At 63.0% G+C, this 17,346-nt stretch carries 18 protein-coding genes; 9 read left to right on the top strand and 9 right to left on the bottom strand.

What is annotated here, in order from left to right; all coding sequences use genetic code 11:
• Positions 1-14: 14 nt before the first annotated feature.
• Positions 15-1,994, top strand: a complete 1,980-nt coding sequence (locus NKJ01_RS22210) for a glycoside hydrolase family 127 protein (protein WP_352730949.1) — start codon at positions 15-17, stop codon at positions 1,992-1,994.
• Here NKJ01_RS22210 and NKJ01_RS22205 read toward each other — a convergent pair.
• Both NKJ01_RS22205 and NKJ01_RS22200 read right to left on the bottom strand, forming a co-directional pair.
• Positions 1,981-2,697, bottom strand: a complete 717-nt coding sequence (locus NKJ01_RS22205; protein WP_352730946.1) for a gamma-glutamylcyclotransferase — start codon at positions 2,695-2,697, stop codon at positions 1,981-1,983. The genes NKJ01_RS22210 and NKJ01_RS22205 overlap by 14 nt on opposite strands.
• A gap of 130 nt (positions 2,698-2,827) precedes the next feature.
• Positions 2,828-3,343: an Hsp20/alpha crystallin family protein gene (locus tag NKJ01_RS22200; protein ID WP_031260414.1), complete on the bottom strand. Its 516-nt coding sequence runs from the start codon at positions 3,341-3,343 to the stop codon at positions 2,828-2,830.
• A gap of 446 nt (positions 3,344-3,789) precedes the next feature.
• On the opposite strand from NKJ01_RS22200, the gene NKJ01_RS22195 reads away from it, so the two are divergent.
• Together NKJ01_RS22195 and NKJ01_RS22190 are read left to right on the top strand one after the other, a co-directional pair.
• Positions 3,790-4,482 carry a DUF2270 domain-containing protein gene (locus NKJ01_RS22195; RefSeq protein ID WP_023760004.1) on the top strand — a complete coding sequence of 231 codons (693 nt, stop codon included), beginning with the start codon at positions 3,790-3,792 and terminating at the stop codon, positions 4,480-4,482.
• An 87-nt stretch (positions 4,483-4,569) separates the two neighbouring features.
• Positions 4,570-6,900 carry a cation:proton antiporter domain-containing protein gene (locus NKJ01_RS22190; protein ID WP_352730943.1) on the top strand — a complete coding sequence of 777 codons (2,331 nt, stop codon included), beginning with the start codon at positions 4,570-4,572 and terminating at the stop codon, positions 6,898-6,900.
• A gap of 31 nt (positions 6,901-6,931) precedes the next feature.
• On the opposite strand, the gene NKJ01_RS22185 is transcribed toward NKJ01_RS22190, so the two are convergent.
• Complete coding sequence (locus NKJ01_RS22185) at positions 6,932-7,075, bottom strand: hypothetical protein (RefSeq protein WP_352730941.1); 144 nt, start codon at positions 7,073-7,075, stop codon at positions 6,932-6,934.
• Positions 7,076-7,329: 254 nt separating this feature from the next.
• On the opposite strand from NKJ01_RS22185, the gene NKJ01_RS22180 reads away from it, so the two are divergent.
• The 3 genes from NKJ01_RS22180 to NKJ01_RS22170 all read left to right on the top strand — a co-directional run bounded on the left by NKJ01_RS22180 (position 7,330) and on the right by NKJ01_RS22170 (position 9,615).
• Positions 7,330-7,773: an SRPBCC family protein gene (locus NKJ01_RS22180; protein ID WP_023760001.1), complete on the top strand. Its 444-nt coding sequence runs from the start codon at positions 7,330-7,332 to the stop codon at positions 7,771-7,773.
• Between the two features lie 98 nt (positions 7,774-7,871).
• The gene (locus tag NKJ01_RS22175; RefSeq protein ID WP_352730939.1) at positions 7,872-8,327 is read left to right on the top strand and encodes a hypothetical protein; all 456 of its coding nucleotides are present in this window, start codon (positions 7,872-7,874) and stop codon (positions 8,325-8,327) included.
• Positions 8,328-8,466: 139 nt separating this feature from the next.
• Positions 8,467-9,615: an amidohydrolase gene (locus tag NKJ01_RS22170; protein ID WP_352730937.1), complete on the top strand. Its 1,149-nt coding sequence runs from the start codon at positions 8,467-8,469 to the stop codon at positions 9,613-9,615.
• A gap of 59 nt (positions 9,616-9,674) precedes the next feature.
• Here the strand turns inward: NKJ01_RS22170 and NKJ01_RS22165 are convergent, their stop codons facing one another.
• A complete protein-coding gene (locus NKJ01_RS22165) occupies positions 9,675-9,824 on the bottom strand; it encodes a hypothetical protein (protein WP_352730935.1) in 150 nt (49 codons plus the stop codon).
• A gap of 160 nt (positions 9,825-9,984) precedes the next feature.
• Here NKJ01_RS22165 and NKJ01_RS22160 point away from each other — a divergent pair, with 160 nt between their 5' ends.
• Positions 9,985-10,467, top strand: a complete 483-nt coding sequence (locus tag NKJ01_RS22160) for a VOC family protein (protein ID WP_352730933.1) — start codon at positions 9,985-9,987, stop codon at positions 10,465-10,467.
• A gap of 20 nt (positions 10,468-10,487) precedes the next feature.
• Here the strand turns inward: NKJ01_RS22160 and NKJ01_RS22155 are convergent, their stop codons facing one another.
• The 3 genes from NKJ01_RS22155 to NKJ01_RS22145 form a co-directional block, all read right to left on the bottom strand.
• Positions 10,488-11,489 (bottom strand): NADP-dependent oxidoreductase, encoded by a 1,002-nt coding sequence (locus NKJ01_RS22155; RefSeq protein ID WP_352730931.1) that lies wholly within the window; start codon positions 11,487-11,489, stop codon positions 10,488-10,490.
• A gap of 71 nt (positions 11,490-11,560) precedes the next feature.
• Entirely contained in the window at positions 11,561-12,484 is a 924-nt protein-coding gene (locus NKJ01_RS22150) for an alpha/beta fold hydrolase (RefSeq protein WP_352730929.1), read from the bottom strand.
• A 29-nt stretch (positions 12,485-12,513) separates the two neighbouring features.
• A complete protein-coding gene (locus NKJ01_RS22145) occupies positions 12,514-13,326 on the bottom strand; it encodes an oxidoreductase (RefSeq protein ID WP_352730926.1) in 813 nt (270 codons plus the stop codon).
• A 103-nt stretch (positions 13,327-13,429) separates the two neighbouring features.
• On the opposite strand from NKJ01_RS22145, the gene NKJ01_RS22140 reads away from it, so the two are divergent.
• Entirely contained in the window at positions 13,430-14,005 is a 576-nt protein-coding gene (locus NKJ01_RS22140) for a TetR/AcrR family transcriptional regulator (protein ID WP_352730923.1), read from the top strand.
• 93 nt (positions 14,006-14,098) lie between these two features.
• Here NKJ01_RS22140 and NKJ01_RS22135 read toward each other — a convergent pair whose 3' ends face one another.
• Complete coding sequence (locus NKJ01_RS22135; protein WP_352730921.1) at positions 14,099-14,296, bottom strand: hypothetical protein; 198 nt, start codon at positions 14,294-14,296, stop codon at positions 14,099-14,101.
• Between the two features lie 431 nt (positions 14,297-14,727).
• Positions 14,728-15,123 (bottom strand): hypothetical protein, encoded by a 396-nt coding sequence (locus NKJ01_RS22130; RefSeq protein WP_502905893.1) that lies wholly within the window; start codon positions 15,121-15,123, stop codon positions 14,728-14,730.
• A gap of 25 nt (positions 15,124-15,148) precedes the next feature.
• On the opposite strand from NKJ01_RS22130, the gene NKJ01_RS22125 reads away from it, so the two are divergent.
• Positions 15,149-17,170 carry an amidase gene (locus NKJ01_RS22125; protein ID WP_352730918.1) on the top strand — a complete coding sequence of 674 codons (2,022 nt, stop codon included), beginning with the start codon at positions 15,149-15,151 and terminating at the stop codon, positions 17,168-17,170.
• The last annotated feature ends 176 nt before the right edge of the window (positions 17,171-17,346 follow it).

Raw genomic sequence — 17,346 nt, 5'->3', positions numbered from 1 at the left:
AATGGAGTGAGTACATGACCGCATCGCCATCCGCAAAAACCGGAAAACCAAAGCTCGCCTTCCGCCCGCTGCCGGTGCCGCAGGTCGACGTGCACGGCTTCTGGGGCGAACGCGCCGACGCGGTGGCCACGCGCACCGCCGATATCCTCTACGATCGCTGCGTGGAGGCCCGCATGCTGGAGCAGATCGACCCGGACCGGCCCTCGCCCGGCGTCGTCATTCCTTTCCACTCGCCCTCGCCCGACGAAGCCGACCGCCAGGGCGCGGAATTCACCGGGTCGACGGTGACCACGCAGATGTTCTGGGATTCCGATCTCGGCAAGACGATCGAGACCGCGGCCTATTCGCTCTACCGGCGCAAGAATCCAGAACTGGAGAAGAAGATCGATGCCGTCATCGACATGTACGGCAAACTGCAGCAGGAGGACGGCTATCTCTCGAGCTGGTACCAGCGCATCCAGCCCGGCAAGCGCTGGACCAATCTGCGCGACTGCCATGAACTCTATTGCGCCGGCCACCTCATCGAGGGTGCGGTCGCCTATTACCAGGCGACGGGAAAACGCAAGCTGCTCGACATCATGTGCCGCTATGCCGACCATATCGCGTCGGTGCTCGGCCCCGAACCCGGCAAGAAGAAGGGCTATTGCGGCCACGAGGAGATCGAGCTGGCGCTGGTCAAGCTGGCGCGGGTGACCGGCGAGCGAAAATACATGGATCTCGCCAAATACTTCATCGACCAGCGCGGCCAGCAGCCGCATTATTTCGACGAGGAGGCCCGCGCCCGCGGCGCCGACCCGAAGGCCTACCATTTCAAGACCTATGAATACAGCCAGTCGCACATTCCAGTGCGCGAGCAGGACAAGGTGGTCGGCCATGCGGTCAGGGCGATGTACCTCTATTCGGGCATGGCCGACATCGCCACCGAATATGGCGACGACAGCTTGCGAGTGGCACTCGACCATCTGTGGGACGATCTCACCACCAAGAGCCTCTACATCACCGGCGGGCTCGGGCCGTCGGCTCACAATGAAGGTTTCACCAGCGACTACGATCTGCCCAACGAAAGCGCCTATGCCGAGACCTGTGCCGCGGTCGGACTGGTGTTCTGGGCGAACCGCATGCTCGGCATGGGGCCGAATGCCCGCTATGCCGACATGATGGAACGCGCCCTCTACAATGGCTCGATCTCGGGCCTGTCGCTCGACGGCTCGCTGTTCTTCTATGAAAACCCGCTGGAAAGCCGGGGCAAGCACAACAGGTGGAAGTGGCACCGCTGCCCCTGCTGCCCGCCAAATATCGGGCGCATGGTCGCCTCGATCGGCAGCTATTTCTACAGCCTGGCCGACGACGCGCTGGCCGTCCATCTCTATGGCGACTCGACCGCCCGCTTCGATATATCAGGCGTGCCGGTGAGCCTGACGCAGGCAAGCCGCTATCCCTGGGACGGTGCCGTCGAGATCACGATCGAGCCGCAGGCGCCGATTGCGTTCACATTGCACCTGCGCATCCCGGCGTGGAGCACCGACGCTGCGCTCAAGGTCAATGGTGAGGCGGTCAAGTTGGCGGATGTCACCAGCGACGGCTACGCGGCGATCCGACGGACATGGAAGAAGGGCGACCAGGTGCGGCTCGATCTCGAAATGCCGATCGAGCGGCTTTACGCCAACCCGCAGGTGCGCCAGGATGCCGGCCGCGTCGCGCTGTCGCGCGGGCCGCTGATCTACTGCGTCGAGGCGACCGACAATGACAGCCAGCTGCATCGGCTGACGCTGCCAAGGACGGCCAGCCTCGAAGCGCAGCACCGGCCCGAGCTTCTCGGCGGCGTGGTGACGCTGTCGGCTACAGCACTTGCCGATGCCGCAGACGGATGGCAAAGCGGGCTCTACAGGCCCGAACCGCCGGCCACTACCGAGACGCGCCTGACCGCCATTCCCTACTTCGCCTGGGACAACCGCGAGCCTGGCGAAATGCTGGTTTGGCTCAGGGATGGGTGAAGCGGCCTATCTCCTCGGCCACCAGTTCCTGCAATCGCCAAAGATTACGGTCGCGGATACCGCAGGCTTCGAGGTGACGGGTGGTCGCGAACAGATATTCAGCGCCCGAGCCCCAATGGCCGACGGCCGTGGCCAGCGTTGCCGCGATCACCTGCTTGTCGAGCTTGCCGGCATAACGCGGATTGGCGGGATCGACGACGAAGCCAAGCGCGCGGCATAGGCCGTCACCTGTCCTGACCCGCAGCCAGCGCGGCACGTTGACGGCGGGCAGAACGGTCATCTCGCGGCGCAGCAGCGCTTCGAGATTGGCCGCCACCGGTTCGGCGATCTCGAACACCATGCCCTGGCACTGGCCGCCACGATCGAGCGCCATCATCAGGCCGGGCCGCTCGACCGTGCCGCGAAAACGCTTGACGGTGAAACAGAAGGACCGATGCCAGCCCGTTGCCACCGCCCTTTCGCCGCCACGCAATTCGCCAACCGGATTCCACAACAGTGAACCATAGGCGAACAGCCTTGTGGGCCCCACCGGGGCCGAAGCCAGCACCTCGTCGCGGACGCGCGCATAGTCGGCGTCGGTCATGTAGACCATGCCCGGCGTCGGCCCGGCATCCTCGACCGCGCGCATGGTGCGGGCGACGAGTTCCTTGGTCAGCGCCATCGGCGCCTTGCGCGGCGATACGGCAGAAATCGGCTTGTTCATTTTCGCGCCCCCGGCCCTCTCCGCCATGTTTGCCCAAGGCAGAGGGATACTCAAGGTCCATGTGACCGGCGCGAAATCCGGTGACTGATGCCGGGCGTGCGCGATTTGCTCGCCCGGCTGCTGGTCTATTCTAGTGTTTGGTGCTCTTGCCGCCGATGGGAATGCGCTTTGTCCTGCTCTGCGCCTTCTCGGACTTCGGCAAAGTGACGAACAGCACGCCATTGCGGAAATCGGCCGCTACCTTGTCCTCTTCGACTTCGAAACCGATCGGAATGCGACGTTCGAAGCGGCCGTAGAACCGCTCGGAGAACTGACGTTCCTTGTCGTCGGTTTCGGCCTGTTTTTCACCGCGCAACGTCAGGACGCCGTCATCGAGCAACACCTCGATGTCCTTATCCTCCATGCCGGGTATCTCGGCCGTCACACGGATCTCCTTGTCCGTTTCGGAGATTTCCACGCTGGGCCAGCTACCGCCGGCCGAAGACAACATGGACGGAAGCCGTGAGCCGAAGCCGCGAAACATGTCGTCGACAAGGCGGCTCATCTCGCGATGCAGGCTCATGAACGGGTCCTGGTCGCGGTCGCGAAACAGGGTAGAAGCCTGGTTGGCGTCGCGGCTCCATGGCATTAGATCACGAATGGTCATTGCATTGCTCCTTTCTTGATCCTGGTTTTTGTTCGTTTACATGCCATGCTCCGGGGGACAATGCGCCGTCCGACCCACACCCCATTTGCGCTTTCTGTTTTTCGCTCCCTTCTGTTCCGATCCGCTCCACCTGGGAAACACCCTGGACCAGGTCTCGCGGGCCTTCATCGCCTCCGGCTACCTGGTGCCCGAGTTTGACGGCCACAAAACCACCACTCTCCGCGGCGCCGCCATGAAGCCGGCGCCCGCGTCGGCACCGGTATGATTGATTTGGGGTTTGCCGCGGTGGGGTCAAGATCCGATAATGCAATGTGATCGTAGAACTGCGGTGGCGCCCGCCACGCCGGCGCGCGTGGCGGTCACGGCGGAGGCCGCCGGCCGGTGCGAAATCCGGACACCGCGGAACGAGACCAAGTCTGAGGCGTTTTACTCAGTTGGAGGGCGTTATGAACGATGCGTCGGCGAAGCCCATCGGGCCGGTGCTTACATCGGCCGAACGGGTCAACACGCTATCGCATTTTCATCGCGCTGAGATCGCGCGCATGGCGGGGTGGCGAGATCGGCTCGACCGGACGACGAACTGGGCGATCACGGTGGTGGCGGCGCTGCTTTCGGTGTCGCTGTCCACGGCCAGTGCGCATCACGGCGTGCTGCTGTTCGCCATGCTGCTGATCCTGCTGCTGCTGTGGATCGAGGCGCGCCGCTATCGCTTCTTCGATTTCTATCGGGCTCGCGTGCGCCAGTTCGAGCGTCACTATTTCGCGCAGATCTTCTCCCCGCAACCCGACTTTGCCTCTGATTGGCTGCTCATCGTCGGCGAAGGCCTGCGCGCGCCGAAGTTTCTGCTGTCGCAGCGCGCTGCGCTGGCGCGCCGCCTGCGGCGAAACTACATCTACCTGTTCCTGATCCTACTGCTGGCCTGGATGGTCAAGATATCGACCCCCAGTCTTCAGGCCGTGGGCCTCAGGACCGGGTTTGTCGGTTCGCTTCGCGAGGCCGTCGACAGCGCCGCCCTTGGCCCCATTCCCGGTGTGGCGATCGTGGTCGTTGTGGCGGCATTCTATGCCGGGCTGTTCGCCATCGTCTTTTTCGTGGCCGGCGACGACGGCGAACTTTCCTTCGGCGACGTCCATGTTTGACGTCGATGTCTGGTGACACGCGGCTGCAACGCAAATGATGGCCCGCGCGTTGTGATGGTCAGTCTGCCGAGGCGTTTGAGGGAATCCATGGCCTGTCGATCGGCAACGACGTCACGCAGCATTGCGCCGGCCCTTTTGCTGGCCGTATTCGGTTTGGCGTCGGCAGGCACGACCTTCGCCGCCCAGCCGGCAGGCCACGCTTCGGGCATGGGTGGCTCAGCGGAGGGGGTGTTCGTCGCCGAGATCGTCTTGCTGCTTCTGGTCGGCCGGGGTGTCGGAGAGATCTTCCAGCGCCACGGTCAGCCGGCGGTCATGGGCCAGCTCATCGGCGGCATCCTGCTCGGGCCCTCATTGTTCGGCTGGCTGTGGCCCGACGCGCAGCACCTGATCTTCTCGACCGATCCGGCGCAGAAAAGCATGATCGACGCGGTCTCGCAGCTCGGCATTCTGCTGCTTCTGCTCTTGACCGGCATGGAGACAGACCTGCGCCTCGTGCGCCGGGTGGGGGCGGCCTGCTTTTCTATCTCGATCACCGGCGTCGTCGTGCCCTTCGTCTGCGGTTTCGCACTGGCGCAGTTCCTGCCCGACACATTGCTGCCCAACCCGACGCAGCGCGTCGTCGCCGGGCTGTTCCTGGGCACGGCGCTATCGATCTCCTCAGTCAAGATCGTCGCCATGGTGGTGCGCGAAATGAACTTCATGCGCCGCAATCTCGGCCAGGTCATCATCTCATCGGCGATCATCGAGGATACGATCGGCTGGCTCATCATCGCCGTCACCTTCGGCATCGCCACCAACGGCAGCCTGCAGCTGCTGCCGCTGCTCACCACGGTCGCCGAGGTGGCGCTGTTCATGGTGTTCTCCTTCACCATAGGCCGCCGGCTGGTGTTCATGCTGATCCGCTGGAGCAACGACTCTTTCCGCAGCGAATACGCCGTCATCACCGTCATCCTCCTCATCATGGGCGTGATGGCGCTGATCACCAATCTGATCGGTGTGCACACCGTCCTCGGTGCCTTCGTCGCGGGCATCCTTGTTGGCGAATCGCCGATCCTGTCCGCCCACATCGAGGGCCAATTGCGCGGCGTCATCACAGCGCTGTTCATGCCAATCTTCTTCGGCATGGCCGGCCTGTCAGCCGACCTCACCGTGCTTGCCGACCCGACGCTGGCGCTGCTGACGCTGGCGCTGCTGGTCATTGCCAGTATCGGCAAGTTCGGCGGCGCCTTCCTCGGCGGCAGGATTGCCGGCATGTCGCTGAAGGAGGCAATCGCCGTCGGCAGCGCCATGAACGCACGCGGCTCGACCGAGGTTATCGTCGCCAGCATCGGCCTGTCGATGAACATCCTCTCCCACAACCTCTTCACCATGATCGTCACCATGGCCGCCCTCACCACGCTCGCCATGCCACCAATGTTGCGCTGGGCGCTCGGCCGCTTGCCTGTCGACGATGTCGAGAAGCAGCGCGTCGACCGCGAATTGCTCGACGAGCGCGGCTTCATCTCGAAGCTTGAGCGGTTGCTGCTGCTGGTCGACGACAGCCCGATCGGCAAGTTCACCGCCTACCTCGCCGGACTGGTTGGCGGCGGCAGCGGCATGCCGACCACTTTGCTCCATCTCAAGGATGGCAAGCTCGCCGGCCCGACCCGCGACAAGGGCCCGGAACAGTCAGTCAAGGAAGTGAAGAAGGGTGCGCGGAAGAGCGCAAAGGCCGTCAGCAAGGCCGAGGACACCTTGGTCGCGAAAGTCCATCTGACCACCCGCACTGAATCCGGGGCGACAGCCGCGACGATCGCCGAGGAGGCCCGCAAAGGCTACGGCCTGCTGCTGCTCGGCCTGGAAGACGCTTTCACGGTGAAGGGGTCGTTCACACCGGCGCTGAACGACATCACCGAAGGGTTCGACGGCCCGCTATGCCTGGTGCTGAAAGGCGCCGGATCCACCGGCAAGATGCCGGTATTGCGGACCGGAACCACCATACTGGTTCCCGTCAACGGCACCGAAGTGTCGCGCCGCGCCGCCGATCTGGCCCTGGCGCTGGCACGCCCGAATCGGGCGCGCGTGAAGGTTCTCTACGTCTCGAAGGCGGCGCGGCAAGGCGGGAGGATCACGTCCGTCTCGCACCGGCGCGAAGAAGCCATGCTGAAGGATATTGCCGATCTGGCCGTTCGCTATGGCGTACAGGTCGACACCGCAATCCGCACCCGCGCCACCCCTGACAAGGCGATCGCCAGGGAGGTCGCCAAGGGGGCTGCCCTGGTGGTGATGGGTGTAACGCAAAGGCCGGGCGAAGAGCTGTTCTTCGGCGATACCGCGACGGCGGTGCTTGCCGCCGTCACCTGCCCGGTGGTGCTTCTGGCCAGCGAACGTATCCGCTCCGCGGAGGCCAGGAAGGAGGTTACCGAGGTCGGCGCTTGATCTACACTCCGCCGGAAGATGGCATTCGAGCCTAGTAGCCGAAGAAGTGCTTGCCGATCATGTAGCCCAGCGCCGCCACGACCAGCGGGAACAGTGCCGGTGCGGCCTTGCTGAACACGGAGATCCTGGCGTCCTTTGGCGGCATATAACGCGCGTTGCCGAGATTCTTGGTCATGGCTACTCCAGGCGGATCGCTTGATTAGCAAATGCTTATTAACAACATGGCCGCATTAACGGTTTGCAAAGAAATTAGATCGAATAGCCGACCATTGGCCGGGGGCGCGGGGTTGAACTAACTAGCGCACGCCATGCGTGCGCCAGCCGGACAGGCTGCGAGGCGCGTTGAAAAAGATTCGAGAGTATGTCGGACTGGCCGCCTCTCGTTCGTCCTTTGGCCATTGAACAAACAATCACGAAAGGATCTGGAATATGCCCGGCACCGTACGTCTGCACCGCGTTCTGACGACCAGCCCGCAGAAGGTCTATCGCGCCTTCACCGAGGCGGATGCGCTGGCGAAATGGCTTCCGCCGAACGGCTTCACCTGCACGGTCGATCACCTTGAGGCGAAGGTCGGCGGGACGTTCAAGATGGCCTTCCGCAACTTCACGACCGGCGGCAGCCATTCCTTCGGCGGCGAGTATCTCGAACTCGTTCCAGGAGAACGCCTGCGCTATACCGACCGATTCGACGACCCCAACCTGCCCGGCGAGATCCAGGTGACCGTAATCTTGAAAAAAGTGTCGGTCGGCACCGAGATCGACATCACCCAGGCCGGCATTCCGGATGCGATTCCGGTCGAGGCCTGCTATCTCGGCTGGCAGGAATCGCTCAGGAACCTGGCAAAGCTCGTCGAACCCGAGATCAATCAGTAGGCTGCGGCCGCCAGCTTTGGGTGTCGCACAAAAAGCGGCACGGAGAGCTTGACCAGAGACGGCGCATGTGGACCTTTTCCACCCAAAGGGAGGTTTGCATGCGACGTTTCCTGGCCGTGCTTTGCGCTGTAATCCTTGCCTCTTCGGCTGAGGCCAAAACGCTTTACTACGGCGGCAGGGCGGGCATGGAGGTCACAATCGTCAAGGCATCCGGCATCGGCTCTTCGCATGCCAGGATACTGATCGGGCACACAAGGCGGAATGCAATCGCCTTCTGCCGCGACTATGTTGGCAAGGTGACCGAGGACTGCATTGCCAAGGAGTTGCAAACGCCCTTGCACCTCGAGATCACCGCTAACTGCCGGACCGGCAAATTCACCACCCTCTATGGTGCAAACATGCGGTTCCAGGGCCGCAACCCCGATGCGGACGCGACGACGGACTATTTGATATCGGACACCGACGACAATGTGGTGCTGGATGGCTCGGGTGCCTCGGGATACGACTACACTCTGGACCAGTTCAAAGCCCTGTGCCCCAATCGCGTGCGCTAAGACCATTCGCGAGGCATTGCCGCCTTGCCTGGCCCGCAAAGCCTGAAGATTGGAGTGTGCAGGCACAGCCATTTGTCGATACTCGTCATCGCAGTTTGACGCCTCCGGGCGTGTCGTGAATGCAGCGGAGGCCAAAAGCATGACCCTTACCAACCGGGACATCGTCGAATTGACCGCGTGGCGGCGCCAGTTGCACCAGCATCCGGAAATCTCGAACGAAGAGGAGAAGACGGCAAAAGAGGTCATCGACTTCCTCGCCGATACCAGACCGGACAAGGTGCTGACCGGATTGGGCGGCCACGGCGTCGCGGCCATATACGACAGCGGCAGAGCGGGGCCGACGGTGCTGTTCCGATCGGAGCTCGATGCCTTGCCGATCGAAGAACTTTCGGGCGTACCGCATTCGTCGCGCGTGCCTGGCAAGTCGCATATGTGCGGCCATGACGGACATACCGCGATCCTTGCATCCCTCGGCCGCCAGCTCGGGCGCGAGAGGCCAGCAAGCGGCCGCGTCGTGCTGATGTTCCAGCCGGCGGAAGAAACCGGCAATGGCGCGGCCGGCATCATCGCCGATCCGCGTTTCGGCGAGATCGCGCCGGATTTCGCCTTCTCGCTGCACAACCTGCCCGGCGTGCCGTTCGGCGAAGTGCGGCTCAAACCCGGCGTGGTCAACTGTGCTTCACGCGGCATGCGCATCGTGCTGGAGGGCAAGACCGCGCATTCGTCGATGCCGGAGACCGGCGTCTCGCCGATGCTGGCGATCAGCGAGCTGATGCCGGCCCTCCCCGCGCTCAGGCGCGGAACCTTCGCCGATGACGCCTTCTCCATGGTCACCGTTACTCATGCCGCAATGGGCGAAGCCGTGTTCGGCATCGCGCCTGGTCATGCCGAGGTGTGGGCGACGCTGCGGACCCGCCGCGACGAGCGTATGGCAGACCTGTGCGCCGCCGCCGAGGCGCTGGTCGCGAAGATTGCCGCCGAGCATCGCCTCGCTGCCCGGTGGGACTATCACGAAATCTTCGTCGCCAGCGTCAACGCGCAGGATGCGGTGGAGCACCTGCAACGCGCGCTCGGCGAAGAGGGCGTCGCGCACAGCGAAGAGGCCCTGCCGATGCGCGCCTCGGAAGATTTCGGCCTGTTCGGTCACAGCGCGTCATCGGCGATGTTCTTCCTCGGCGCAGGCGAGCGGCACCCTTCATTGCACAATCCGGACTATGATTTTCCCGACGACCTGATCCCGATCGGCTCAAGGATTTTCATGCGCGCGGCACGCAATCTTCTGGGCTGACTCGATGTTGGAACAGCCTGACGCAGATGGACATCCGCAGCTGGCGAACGCAGCGCGCGCTAATGCCGCTTGAAGTACTGGACCTCACGCTCGTGCTTCTCGGCGGCCTCACGCGATTTGAACGTACCGAGATTTCTGCGCTTGTGGGTCTTTGGGTCGTCCTTCCGGGAATAGAGTCGGAACTCCCCGGACTTCAGCTTGCGGATCATGGCAACCTCCTGTGCCAATATTAAATTCGTCAGGGCCACGCCGGTTCCGTCGGTCCATTTGGGCCGCGACAGTGGCGAGAAGCGGTTGGCGACCTATGTCACAAGAGCGCGGGTGGAACGCCAGGACGGAAATCAGCCTTTAGATCGAAAGGAACACGCAGTGCCAAAGACGCCGAAGAACACGATTTGCCTCTGGTTCGACAAGGACGCCGAGGCTGCGGCTCGTTTCTACGCGGAGACCTTTCCAGACACCAAGGTGGGTGCCGTTCACCGTGCGCCGAGCGATTTTCCGTCCGGCAAGCAGGGCGATGTGCTGACGGTCGAATTCACCGTCGCCGGCATTCCCTGCATCGGACTGAACGGCGGCTCCGCGTTCAAGCAAAGCGAGGCCTTCTCGTTCCAGATCGCCACCGACGATCAGCAGGAAACCGACCGCTACTGGAATGCCATTGTCGGCAATGGCGGCCAGGAGAGTGCGTGCGGCTGGTGCAAGGACAAATGGGGCGTGTCCTGGCAAATCACGCCGCGCACACTGATCGAGGCGATGGCGGCCGGCGGCGACGAAGCCAAGCGCGCGTTCGATGCAATGATGGACATGAAGAAGATAGACGTCGCATCGATCGACGCGGCCCGGCGCGGCTGAGGCTCTTTCACTGCCGAGTTTTATCTGACCTTGATGACGACCTTGCCCTTGGCACGTCCGCTTTCGACGTAAGCCAGAGCCTCGTTGGTCGCTTCGAAGGGAAATATCCGATCGACAACCGGGCGGATCGCTCCGGATTCGATGAGGGATGCAATCTTGCTCAACTGATCACCCTGCGCCCACATGAAAAGGAACGAGAACTTCACGCCGCGGCGTTTGGCTTTGGTCCGGATATCTCGGCTCAACAGGCGCAGTATAAGCCTCAGCACGGGGTTCAGTCCCTTTTCCCGGGCGAATTCGGGATCCGGCGGGCCGGAGATGGAGATCAACTTCCCACCCGGTTTCAGCACATTCAGCGACTTTTCAAGCGTCTTTGCGTCCTGGCTGTTCAAGACGACGTCGTATCCCGACAGAACTTTCTCGAAATCATCTTTCTTGTAGTCGACGACAACGTCGGCGCCGAGCCCCCTGACCAGATCGGCGCTCGCCGCGCTCACGGTGGTGGCGACAGTTGCGCCGAGGTGCCTTGCCAATTGGATGGCGAACGTCCCGACGCCGCCGGAACCGGCCTGAATGAAGACTTTCTGTCCCTTCCCTAGGTTTGCCCTTTCAATGAGCGCCTGCCAGGCGGTCAACCCCACCAGCGGGATCGAGGCCGCCTCTTCCATGCTGAGATTTTTGGGCTTCAGGGCGACGTCGGCTTCGTCCATGGCGATGAACTCGGCGAATGCACCGATCCGTCCATCGCGCGGCCGTGCATAGACATCGTCGCCAGGTTTGAACTTGCGGACTTTCGATCCCACGCGGACAACCCTACCGGCCACGTCATGGCCCAGGATAAAGGGCCTGCGATAGGGCAGGATGAGTTTGAACTCTCCGGTTCTGATCTTGGAATCGAGGAGGTTCACGGCCGCGGCGTGGACCTCGACCAGGACGTCATTGTCCCCAAGCACCGGCTCCGGCATCTCGGCCAGCCGCAGAATGCCCTTCTTGTTATATTTGTCGACGACGAATGCCTTCATGACAGTGACTTCCTGAAAATGTTTGTTGATGTTCCGGGACGAAAAAACCGCCCTGAGAAAGACGTCAGGCATCAAGCATCGAGGAAGGCCAAGGCCTTCAGGACGAAATCGGCGTGGTACTGGAAGACCCCGCCATGTCCGGCATCGGGATAGATCACCAGTTGCGCTCCAGGGATACGCCGGGCGAGATCGTGGGTGTTGCCGCTTGGCACCATCCTGTCATGATCGCCGTTCGCAACCAAAGCAGGAATTCGGATGGCGCTCAGGTCTTGCGGCGCCTGCAATCCGTAAGCCTTGATCGCCTTGAGCTGAGCGCGGAACGCGCTCAGCGATACCGGCTTGTCGCGATCGGCATGGCGCTCCGTCAACCGCTGCAGGAAAGCTTTGGCGGCGCGGCGCCCATTCGCCGTCCTTGTGAAGAAGAGATAGTATTTCGGATCCCGAAGAGTAAGCGCCCCCTTGATCATGTCGACGATCGTCAACGGCGTCACCTTGTCGATGCCTTCGCCACCGGCCGGCCCGGTGCCGGCCAGGATGAGCTTGCGCACAAGCCTGGGCTCGCTCAGCACAATCTCCTGCGCCACGAAGCCGCCGAGCGAAAAGCCGAAGAGATCTACTTCCTTGAGCCCCAGCGCCCGGATAAAGGCGACCGCATCCCGTGCCATCTCGGCAACGCTTGACGGCGTTTTGCCGCCCGAAGCACCGATGCCCCTGTTGTCGAAGGCAATCACCCACCGGGTCGCGGCGAGGCCATCGATGATGCGTGGATCGAAGTTGTCCAGTTGAGCAGCGAGATGGTTGAGCAGGATCACCGGTACGCCGGTCCTGGGGCCGAGCTCCCGGTAGACGAACGCCGTGCCGCCGACATCCACCGAGCGCGTCGGCGTGTCCTGGAACGACGCCGGTGAGCGGGGCGGCTGATTGAACCTATGCGTCGTGCTTGGCACCTCCGTCCTGTGGGGACTGGCCAATTGTGTCGTCGTTGCTAGGCGCATGTGCGTGATTTCCTCTATCTGGCTGTTGTTCAGACCGGCAGGCGGAACTGCTTGCGCAGGCTCTTGTCGAATATCCCCGCGGGGGCAAAGCGGCGCAGGAGGCTGACCTGGCGCGCGGCCTTGCCGGCGGTATAGCGCCGTCGCGGATTGGTATCGGTCGCCGCCTTGACGACCACCTGGGCCACCACTTCCGGTCGATCGGCTACAGGCATCACATCGCGAAGGAGCGCTTCGAGCCCGGCTCGTGCCCGATCGTATTCTTTCAACAGGGAATCCGGCTCGATTCCGTTCTGGTCGAAGACGGTACGCACGAATGCAGGTTCGATGACCGAGACGCGGATATTGAAGGCACGAACCTCGTGATCGAGCGATTCCGAATAGCCCTCGAGCGCGTGCTTGACCGCCGAATAATACGCCGAATACGGCGCCGGCACGAATCCCAGTACCGAGCCGATATTGACGATGCGTCCTTCGCCGCGCCGCCGCATCGACGGCAACACCGCATTGGTCATGCGGATGACACCGAACAGATTGACGTCGAACAGAGCCTGCACTTGTGCCACGGAGGATTCCTCGGCCCCTCCAAGCAGACCGACGCCGGCATTGTTGACCAAGAGGTCGATCCGGCCGGTCTGCCCGAGCACCGTTGAGACAAGTGCAGCGACGGCCTCGCCATCGGTCACGTCACAAATCAGCATGGTCACCCCGTCCGGGCCGTTGGCCTTGCGGCGGCTCGTTCCGAAGACAGTGAACCCTGCCCGCGCCAGTGCCTCGGCGCTGGCGCGGCCGATGCCTGAGGAGGCTCCGGTAACGATCGCGGTTTTTCCCGAATTCATATTCATTTCTTGCTCCAAGCTCATGGGGGCTAGCTTTTCTGCGCCCTTTGAATTACACTCATAATATCAGATTACGCTCATAATGCAATAGCAGAAAGGAATGGCAGCCATGCGTTACGAAAAGGGCCGGAAAGACGCGTCACGCAGCCGGATCATGGAGGTCGCCGCCGACCGCTTTCGCGGCGACGGCATAGCCGCGTCCGGACTTGCGACCATCATGAGCGACGCCGGGCTGACGAACGGCGCGTTTTATCCCCACTTCCAATCCAAGGCGGAGCTTGTGCGCGAAAGCGTGGCGGCAGCCATGGAGCTTCAGGCGCAGCAGATTGCGGAAGCATTGGCCTCGGGTGGCCCGGAGATGGCCATAGAGGCGTATCTCTCGGCCGAGCATCGGGACAATCCGGGAAAGGGCTGCGCGTCAGCCGCGCTGCTGCCGGAACTGGCGCGTCAGCCACCTGAAACGCGCGACGCCTATACCGACCATTTGCTGGCTTTGGTGCGCCAATTGGCCGAGGCACTTCCGCGGGCAAAGGACCCGGAAGGCGTGGCGCTTGCTGTCTTTGCGACGGTCATCGGTGCGCTTCAAATGGCCCGCGCTGTGAAAGGGACCGAATTGTCCGATCGCATCCTCGCGGCAGGGAAAGACGCGGCGCGGACGCTGGTCCGGCCTCACATGGGCACGTAAAGGACATCCTCAAACGGATTGGATGCAACGCGCAAAGCTCCGCACAGGCTCAACTTTGTGCGATCTGCCGAAGTCGCGCGGCCGACGGCGACCCTAAAGGTCGAGAGCGACCGTCATGCCGCGGACTTCGGCCATTTCCAGCAACAGGTCCTGCAGTGTTTCGTCCAGCCCGGCACCGGTCAGCGTCAGAAGCTCCCTGATGCTCTCTCTCATCGATATGACGGCGGCACCTGTCTTCTCGGCGAGCAGCCGTCCGATGGCCGCTCGGATCGGGTCGTCCTGATCAGGCATTGTTTCTACAACGTCCCCCACCGGCAGTTCCGTGAATGTGTCGAAATCGAGAATGGGCCTGTCGGCTCTTCCAGGATTTCGAAACGCTCCATCCCAAACCTCCCCTGCACAAAAGCAGCTACTACCGCCGATACTCCTAAAAGGTTTCCTCCGCGATATCTTTTTCGCGTTTTGGTTGTAGCGAATGCCGGCAAGCCAGGCATGGCGTTGGGCTGCACGGTCAAAAAATCCCTGAGCGCCGTTTCTAAATCTTGCCGCGTCTCAACGTGTTGGAAGACATACGGAAAACGCAGGGCATTGATAGGAGCATGCCGTAGCGGTCGGCGAAGCCACTGACCGACCTTGCAGCCGCGACCGGGCGCGGATGACCGATATCAACGAGCGGATGAAGGAAAGCGGCCAGCGTTGAGGCGTAGCTACTGCCTACTGCCTTACTTCCCGCAGTGATGATCGTTGATTTTGTTCAACGCATTCGCATCTGGTCCGACGCGATGGTAGGAACAGGCGCCGGCCGCCGTCGTGAACAGCTGCTGATCGTAGTAACGCGGGCCGCCGAACAGGATGTCGATGAGATCGCCTTCGGCGGGAACGTAGCGTTCGGAGTGGGCTCGGCGGTCGTAATGCCGGTCGCCAGCGAAGGCCGGGGCGCAAAGGCTTGAGCCCATTGCCACAGCGAGAGCTAGGATCGCAACGCATTTCGTGGTCATCGGCAGCACCCTCCCGGCCATTTCGGAATCACACCATACATCCAAAATCGCCAGCCGGACAAAAGTTCCAACGAAGATCGCGATAGGCTCTTGCCGAAGTCTGCTGCCTCGCTCATCCATGGCCCGTGGAAATTTGGGACCAGCGATGACCGATGCCAGCCTTCATCTCGTCGAAGCGACGATCGGCCAATTGCGCCGCGCGCTCGACGACGGCACCGTCACCAGCGTCGAACTGGTCGGTGCGTATCTCAGGCGCATCGCGCATTTCGACCGCCACGGCATAACTCTCAACGCCGTCCCGGTACTCAATCCAGCGATGTTCGAGGAAGCGGCCGCCTCCGACCAGCGGCGCCGCAAGGGTGCCGTGCTCGGGCCGCTCGACGGCATCCCCTACACCGCCAAGGACAGCTACAAGGTATCTGGCCTGACGGTGGCCGCCGGCTCGCCGGCCTTCGAGCATCTCGTCGCCAATGAGGACGCCTTCACCATCGCCCGGCTCAGGGCAGGCGGTGCCGTGCTGATCGGCCTGACCAACATGCCGCCAATGGCCAATGGCGGCATGCAGCGCGGCGTCTATGGCCGTGCCGAAAGCCCCTACAACGCCGACTTCCTGGCTGCGGCCTTCGCGTCGGGCTCATCCAATGGCTCCGGCACGGCGACGGCAGCCAGCTTCTGCGCCTTCGGGCTTGGCGAAGAGACCTGGTCGTCCGGCCGCGCGCCGGCGACCAACAACGCGCTGGTCGCCTACACGCCGTCGCGCGGCATCATTTCGGTGCGCGGCAACTGGCCGCTGGTACCGACTATGGATGTCGTGGTGCCGCACACGCGCAGTGTGCCTGACATGCTCGAACTGCTCGACGTGATCGTCGCCGACGACCCCGTGACCCAAGGCGATTTCTGGCGCGCGCAGCCCTGGATCATCTTGCCGAAAAGCTCCGACGTGCGGCCGCCACGCTATGCCGACCTCGCACTGGCGGGATCGTTGAAAGGCATGCGGCTCGGCGTGCCCAGAATGTATATCGGCCGCGACAGCGACGCCGATGCGCCGATCGAAACCCGCGCCTCGGTGCTTGCCCTGTGGGAACACGCGGCGGCCGATCTGAAGCGGCTTGGCGCCGAAGTGGTGGAGGTCGATTTTCCCGTCGTTTCCAACTACGAGCGCGACCGCGCCGGCGCGCGCACTATGGTCGAGCGCGGGCTGGTGCCGCAAGACTTCGGCGAGCGCGAACTCTGGGATCTCTGCATCTGGGGCTGGGACGACTTTTTGCGCGCCAACGCCGATCCCACCCTGCCCGATCTCGTTTCGGTCGATGGCCCCAAAATCTTCCCGCAACCGCCGGGCACACTGCCCGACCGCTACCAAGGCGGCTTTGACCTGGCCGAGTATGTCGAGCGCGCGCGAGCCGGCGTCACGCCTTTCGCGGAAATTCCAACGCTCGAAGAGGGCCTGAAGGGGCTGGAGACGACGAGACGGATCGATTTCGAGGACTGGCTGGATGCACTGGGCATCGACGCGGTGGTGCTGCCCGCCGCCGCCGATGTCGGCCCGTCCGACGCCGACGTCAACGATGCATCCGCCGCCATTGCCTGGCGCAACGGCACCTGGGTCGCCAACGGCAATCTGGTCTGGCGCCATTTCGGCATCCCGACCGTCACCGTGCCGATGGGAACGATGGCCGATATCGGCATGCCGGTCGGCCTGACCTTCGCCGGCAAGGCTTATGACGACGAGAGACTGCTGTGCATGGCCGGCGATTTCGAGCGCTCCACGCAGCGCCGCACCCGCCCGCCGCGCACGCCTGAGCTGCCCGACGAAGTCTTTTCGAGCCGCCCTGCCCGAGCCGGCGACGGCAAGGCGCCGCCGCTTGCCATAAAGCTCGCCGCCGAGACGCGGCCTTCCGGCGATCAGGATGAAATCCTCATCACGCTCGACCTGCCCAACGAAGTCGCAGAGGCGGCCAGCGTCAAAGTGCACGTCAACGGCAAGGCGGTCGCGCTGCAGCGCAGCGGCGCGCGCTTCAGCGGGCGTGCGCTCGTCCCGTCCGCCGAGCATCAGCGGCTGCACAGCGGCTGGCGCGGTCCGTATGGGTCGATCGTGACGGCGGTCGTGCGGCTGGAGGACGGGCGTAGCGCAGGTGCTTATGCGGTCACTGGCGGCATCGGGTGAGGTGGTGCTGCCCCCCTCGTTCGTCATCCTAGGGCGGAGCAAGGAGCGAAGCGACGCGGCGCAGACCCTAGGATCCATGCCGTGACTGGCACCAAAGTTGCACCGGTCCAGAATTGTCGCCTGCACCGATCGAATGTTGCGTCGACGTGGCGGCGATAGCGATCCGAATCTTCTGC

It is taken from the genome of Mesorhizobium sp. M0276 (genome assembly GCF_040321755.1).
Classification (GTDB): Bacteria; Pseudomonadota; Alphaproteobacteria; order Rhizobiales; family Rhizobiaceae; genus Mesorhizobium.
The sequence above is the reverse complement of the archived record's forward strand: the minus strand, read 5'-3'. Positions and strand labels throughout refer to the sequence as shown.

Coding starts and splice junctions, on each gene's coding strand:
- NKJ01_RS22175 (WP_352730939.1), top strand. CDS start 7,872: ATGCGACGTTTCCTGGCCGTGCTTTGCGCTGTAATCCTTGCCTCTTCG.
- NKJ01_RS22200 (WP_031260414.1), bottom strand. CDS start 3,343: ATGACCATTCGTGATCTAATGCCATGGAGCCGCGACGCCAACCAGGCT.
- NKJ01_RS22140 (WP_352730923.1), top strand. CDS start 13,430: ATGCGTTACGAAAAGGGCCGGAAAGACGCGTCACGCAGCCGGATCATG.
- NKJ01_RS22195 (WP_023760004.1), top strand. CDS start 3,790: ATGAACGATGCGTCGGCGAAGCCCATCGGGCCGGTGCTTACATCGGCC.
- NKJ01_RS22170 (WP_352730937.1), top strand. CDS start 8,467: ATGACCCTTACCAACCGGGACATCGTCGAATTGACCGCGTGGCGGCGC.
- NKJ01_RS22205 (WP_352730946.1), bottom strand. CDS start 2,697: ATGAACAAGCCGATTTCTGCCGTATCGCCGCGCAAGGCGCCGATGGCG.
- NKJ01_RS22190 (WP_352730943.1), top strand. CDS start 4,570: ATGGCCTGTCGATCGGCAACGACGTCACGCAGCATTGCGCCGGCCCTT.
- NKJ01_RS22150 (WP_352730929.1), bottom strand. CDS start 12,484: ATGCGCCTAGCAACGACGACACAATTGGCCAGTCCCCACAGGACGGAG.
- NKJ01_RS22210 (WP_352730949.1), top strand. CDS start 15: ATGACCGCATCGCCATCCGCAAAAACCGGAAAACCAAAGCTCGCCTTC.
- NKJ01_RS22135 (WP_352730921.1), bottom strand. CDS start 14,296: ATGCCTGATCAGGACGACCCGATCCGAGCGGCCATCGGACGGCTGCTC.
- NKJ01_RS22155 (WP_352730931.1), bottom strand. CDS start 11,489: ATGAAGGCATTCGTCGTCGACAAATATAACAAGAAGGGCATTCTGCGG.
- NKJ01_RS22125 (WP_352730918.1), top strand. CDS start 15,149: ATGACCGATGCCAGCCTTCATCTCGTCGAAGCGACGATCGGCCAATTG.
- NKJ01_RS22165 (WP_352730935.1), bottom strand. CDS start 9,824: ATGATCCGCAAGCTGAAGTCCGGGGAGTTCCGACTCTATTCCCGGAAG.
- NKJ01_RS22180 (WP_023760001.1), top strand. CDS start 7,330: ATGCCCGGCACCGTACGTCTGCACCGCGTTCTGACGACCAGCCCGCAG.
- NKJ01_RS22145 (WP_352730926.1), bottom strand. CDS start 13,326: ATGAATATGAATTCGGGAAAAACCGCGATCGTTACCGGAGCCTCCTCA.
- NKJ01_RS22130 (WP_502905893.1), bottom strand. CDS start 15,123: ATGGATGAGCGAGGCAGCAGACTTCGGCAAGAGCCTATCGCGATCTTC.
- NKJ01_RS22185 (WP_352730941.1), bottom strand. CDS start 7,075: ATGACCAAGAATCTCGGCAACGCGCGTTATATGCCGCCAAAGGACGCC.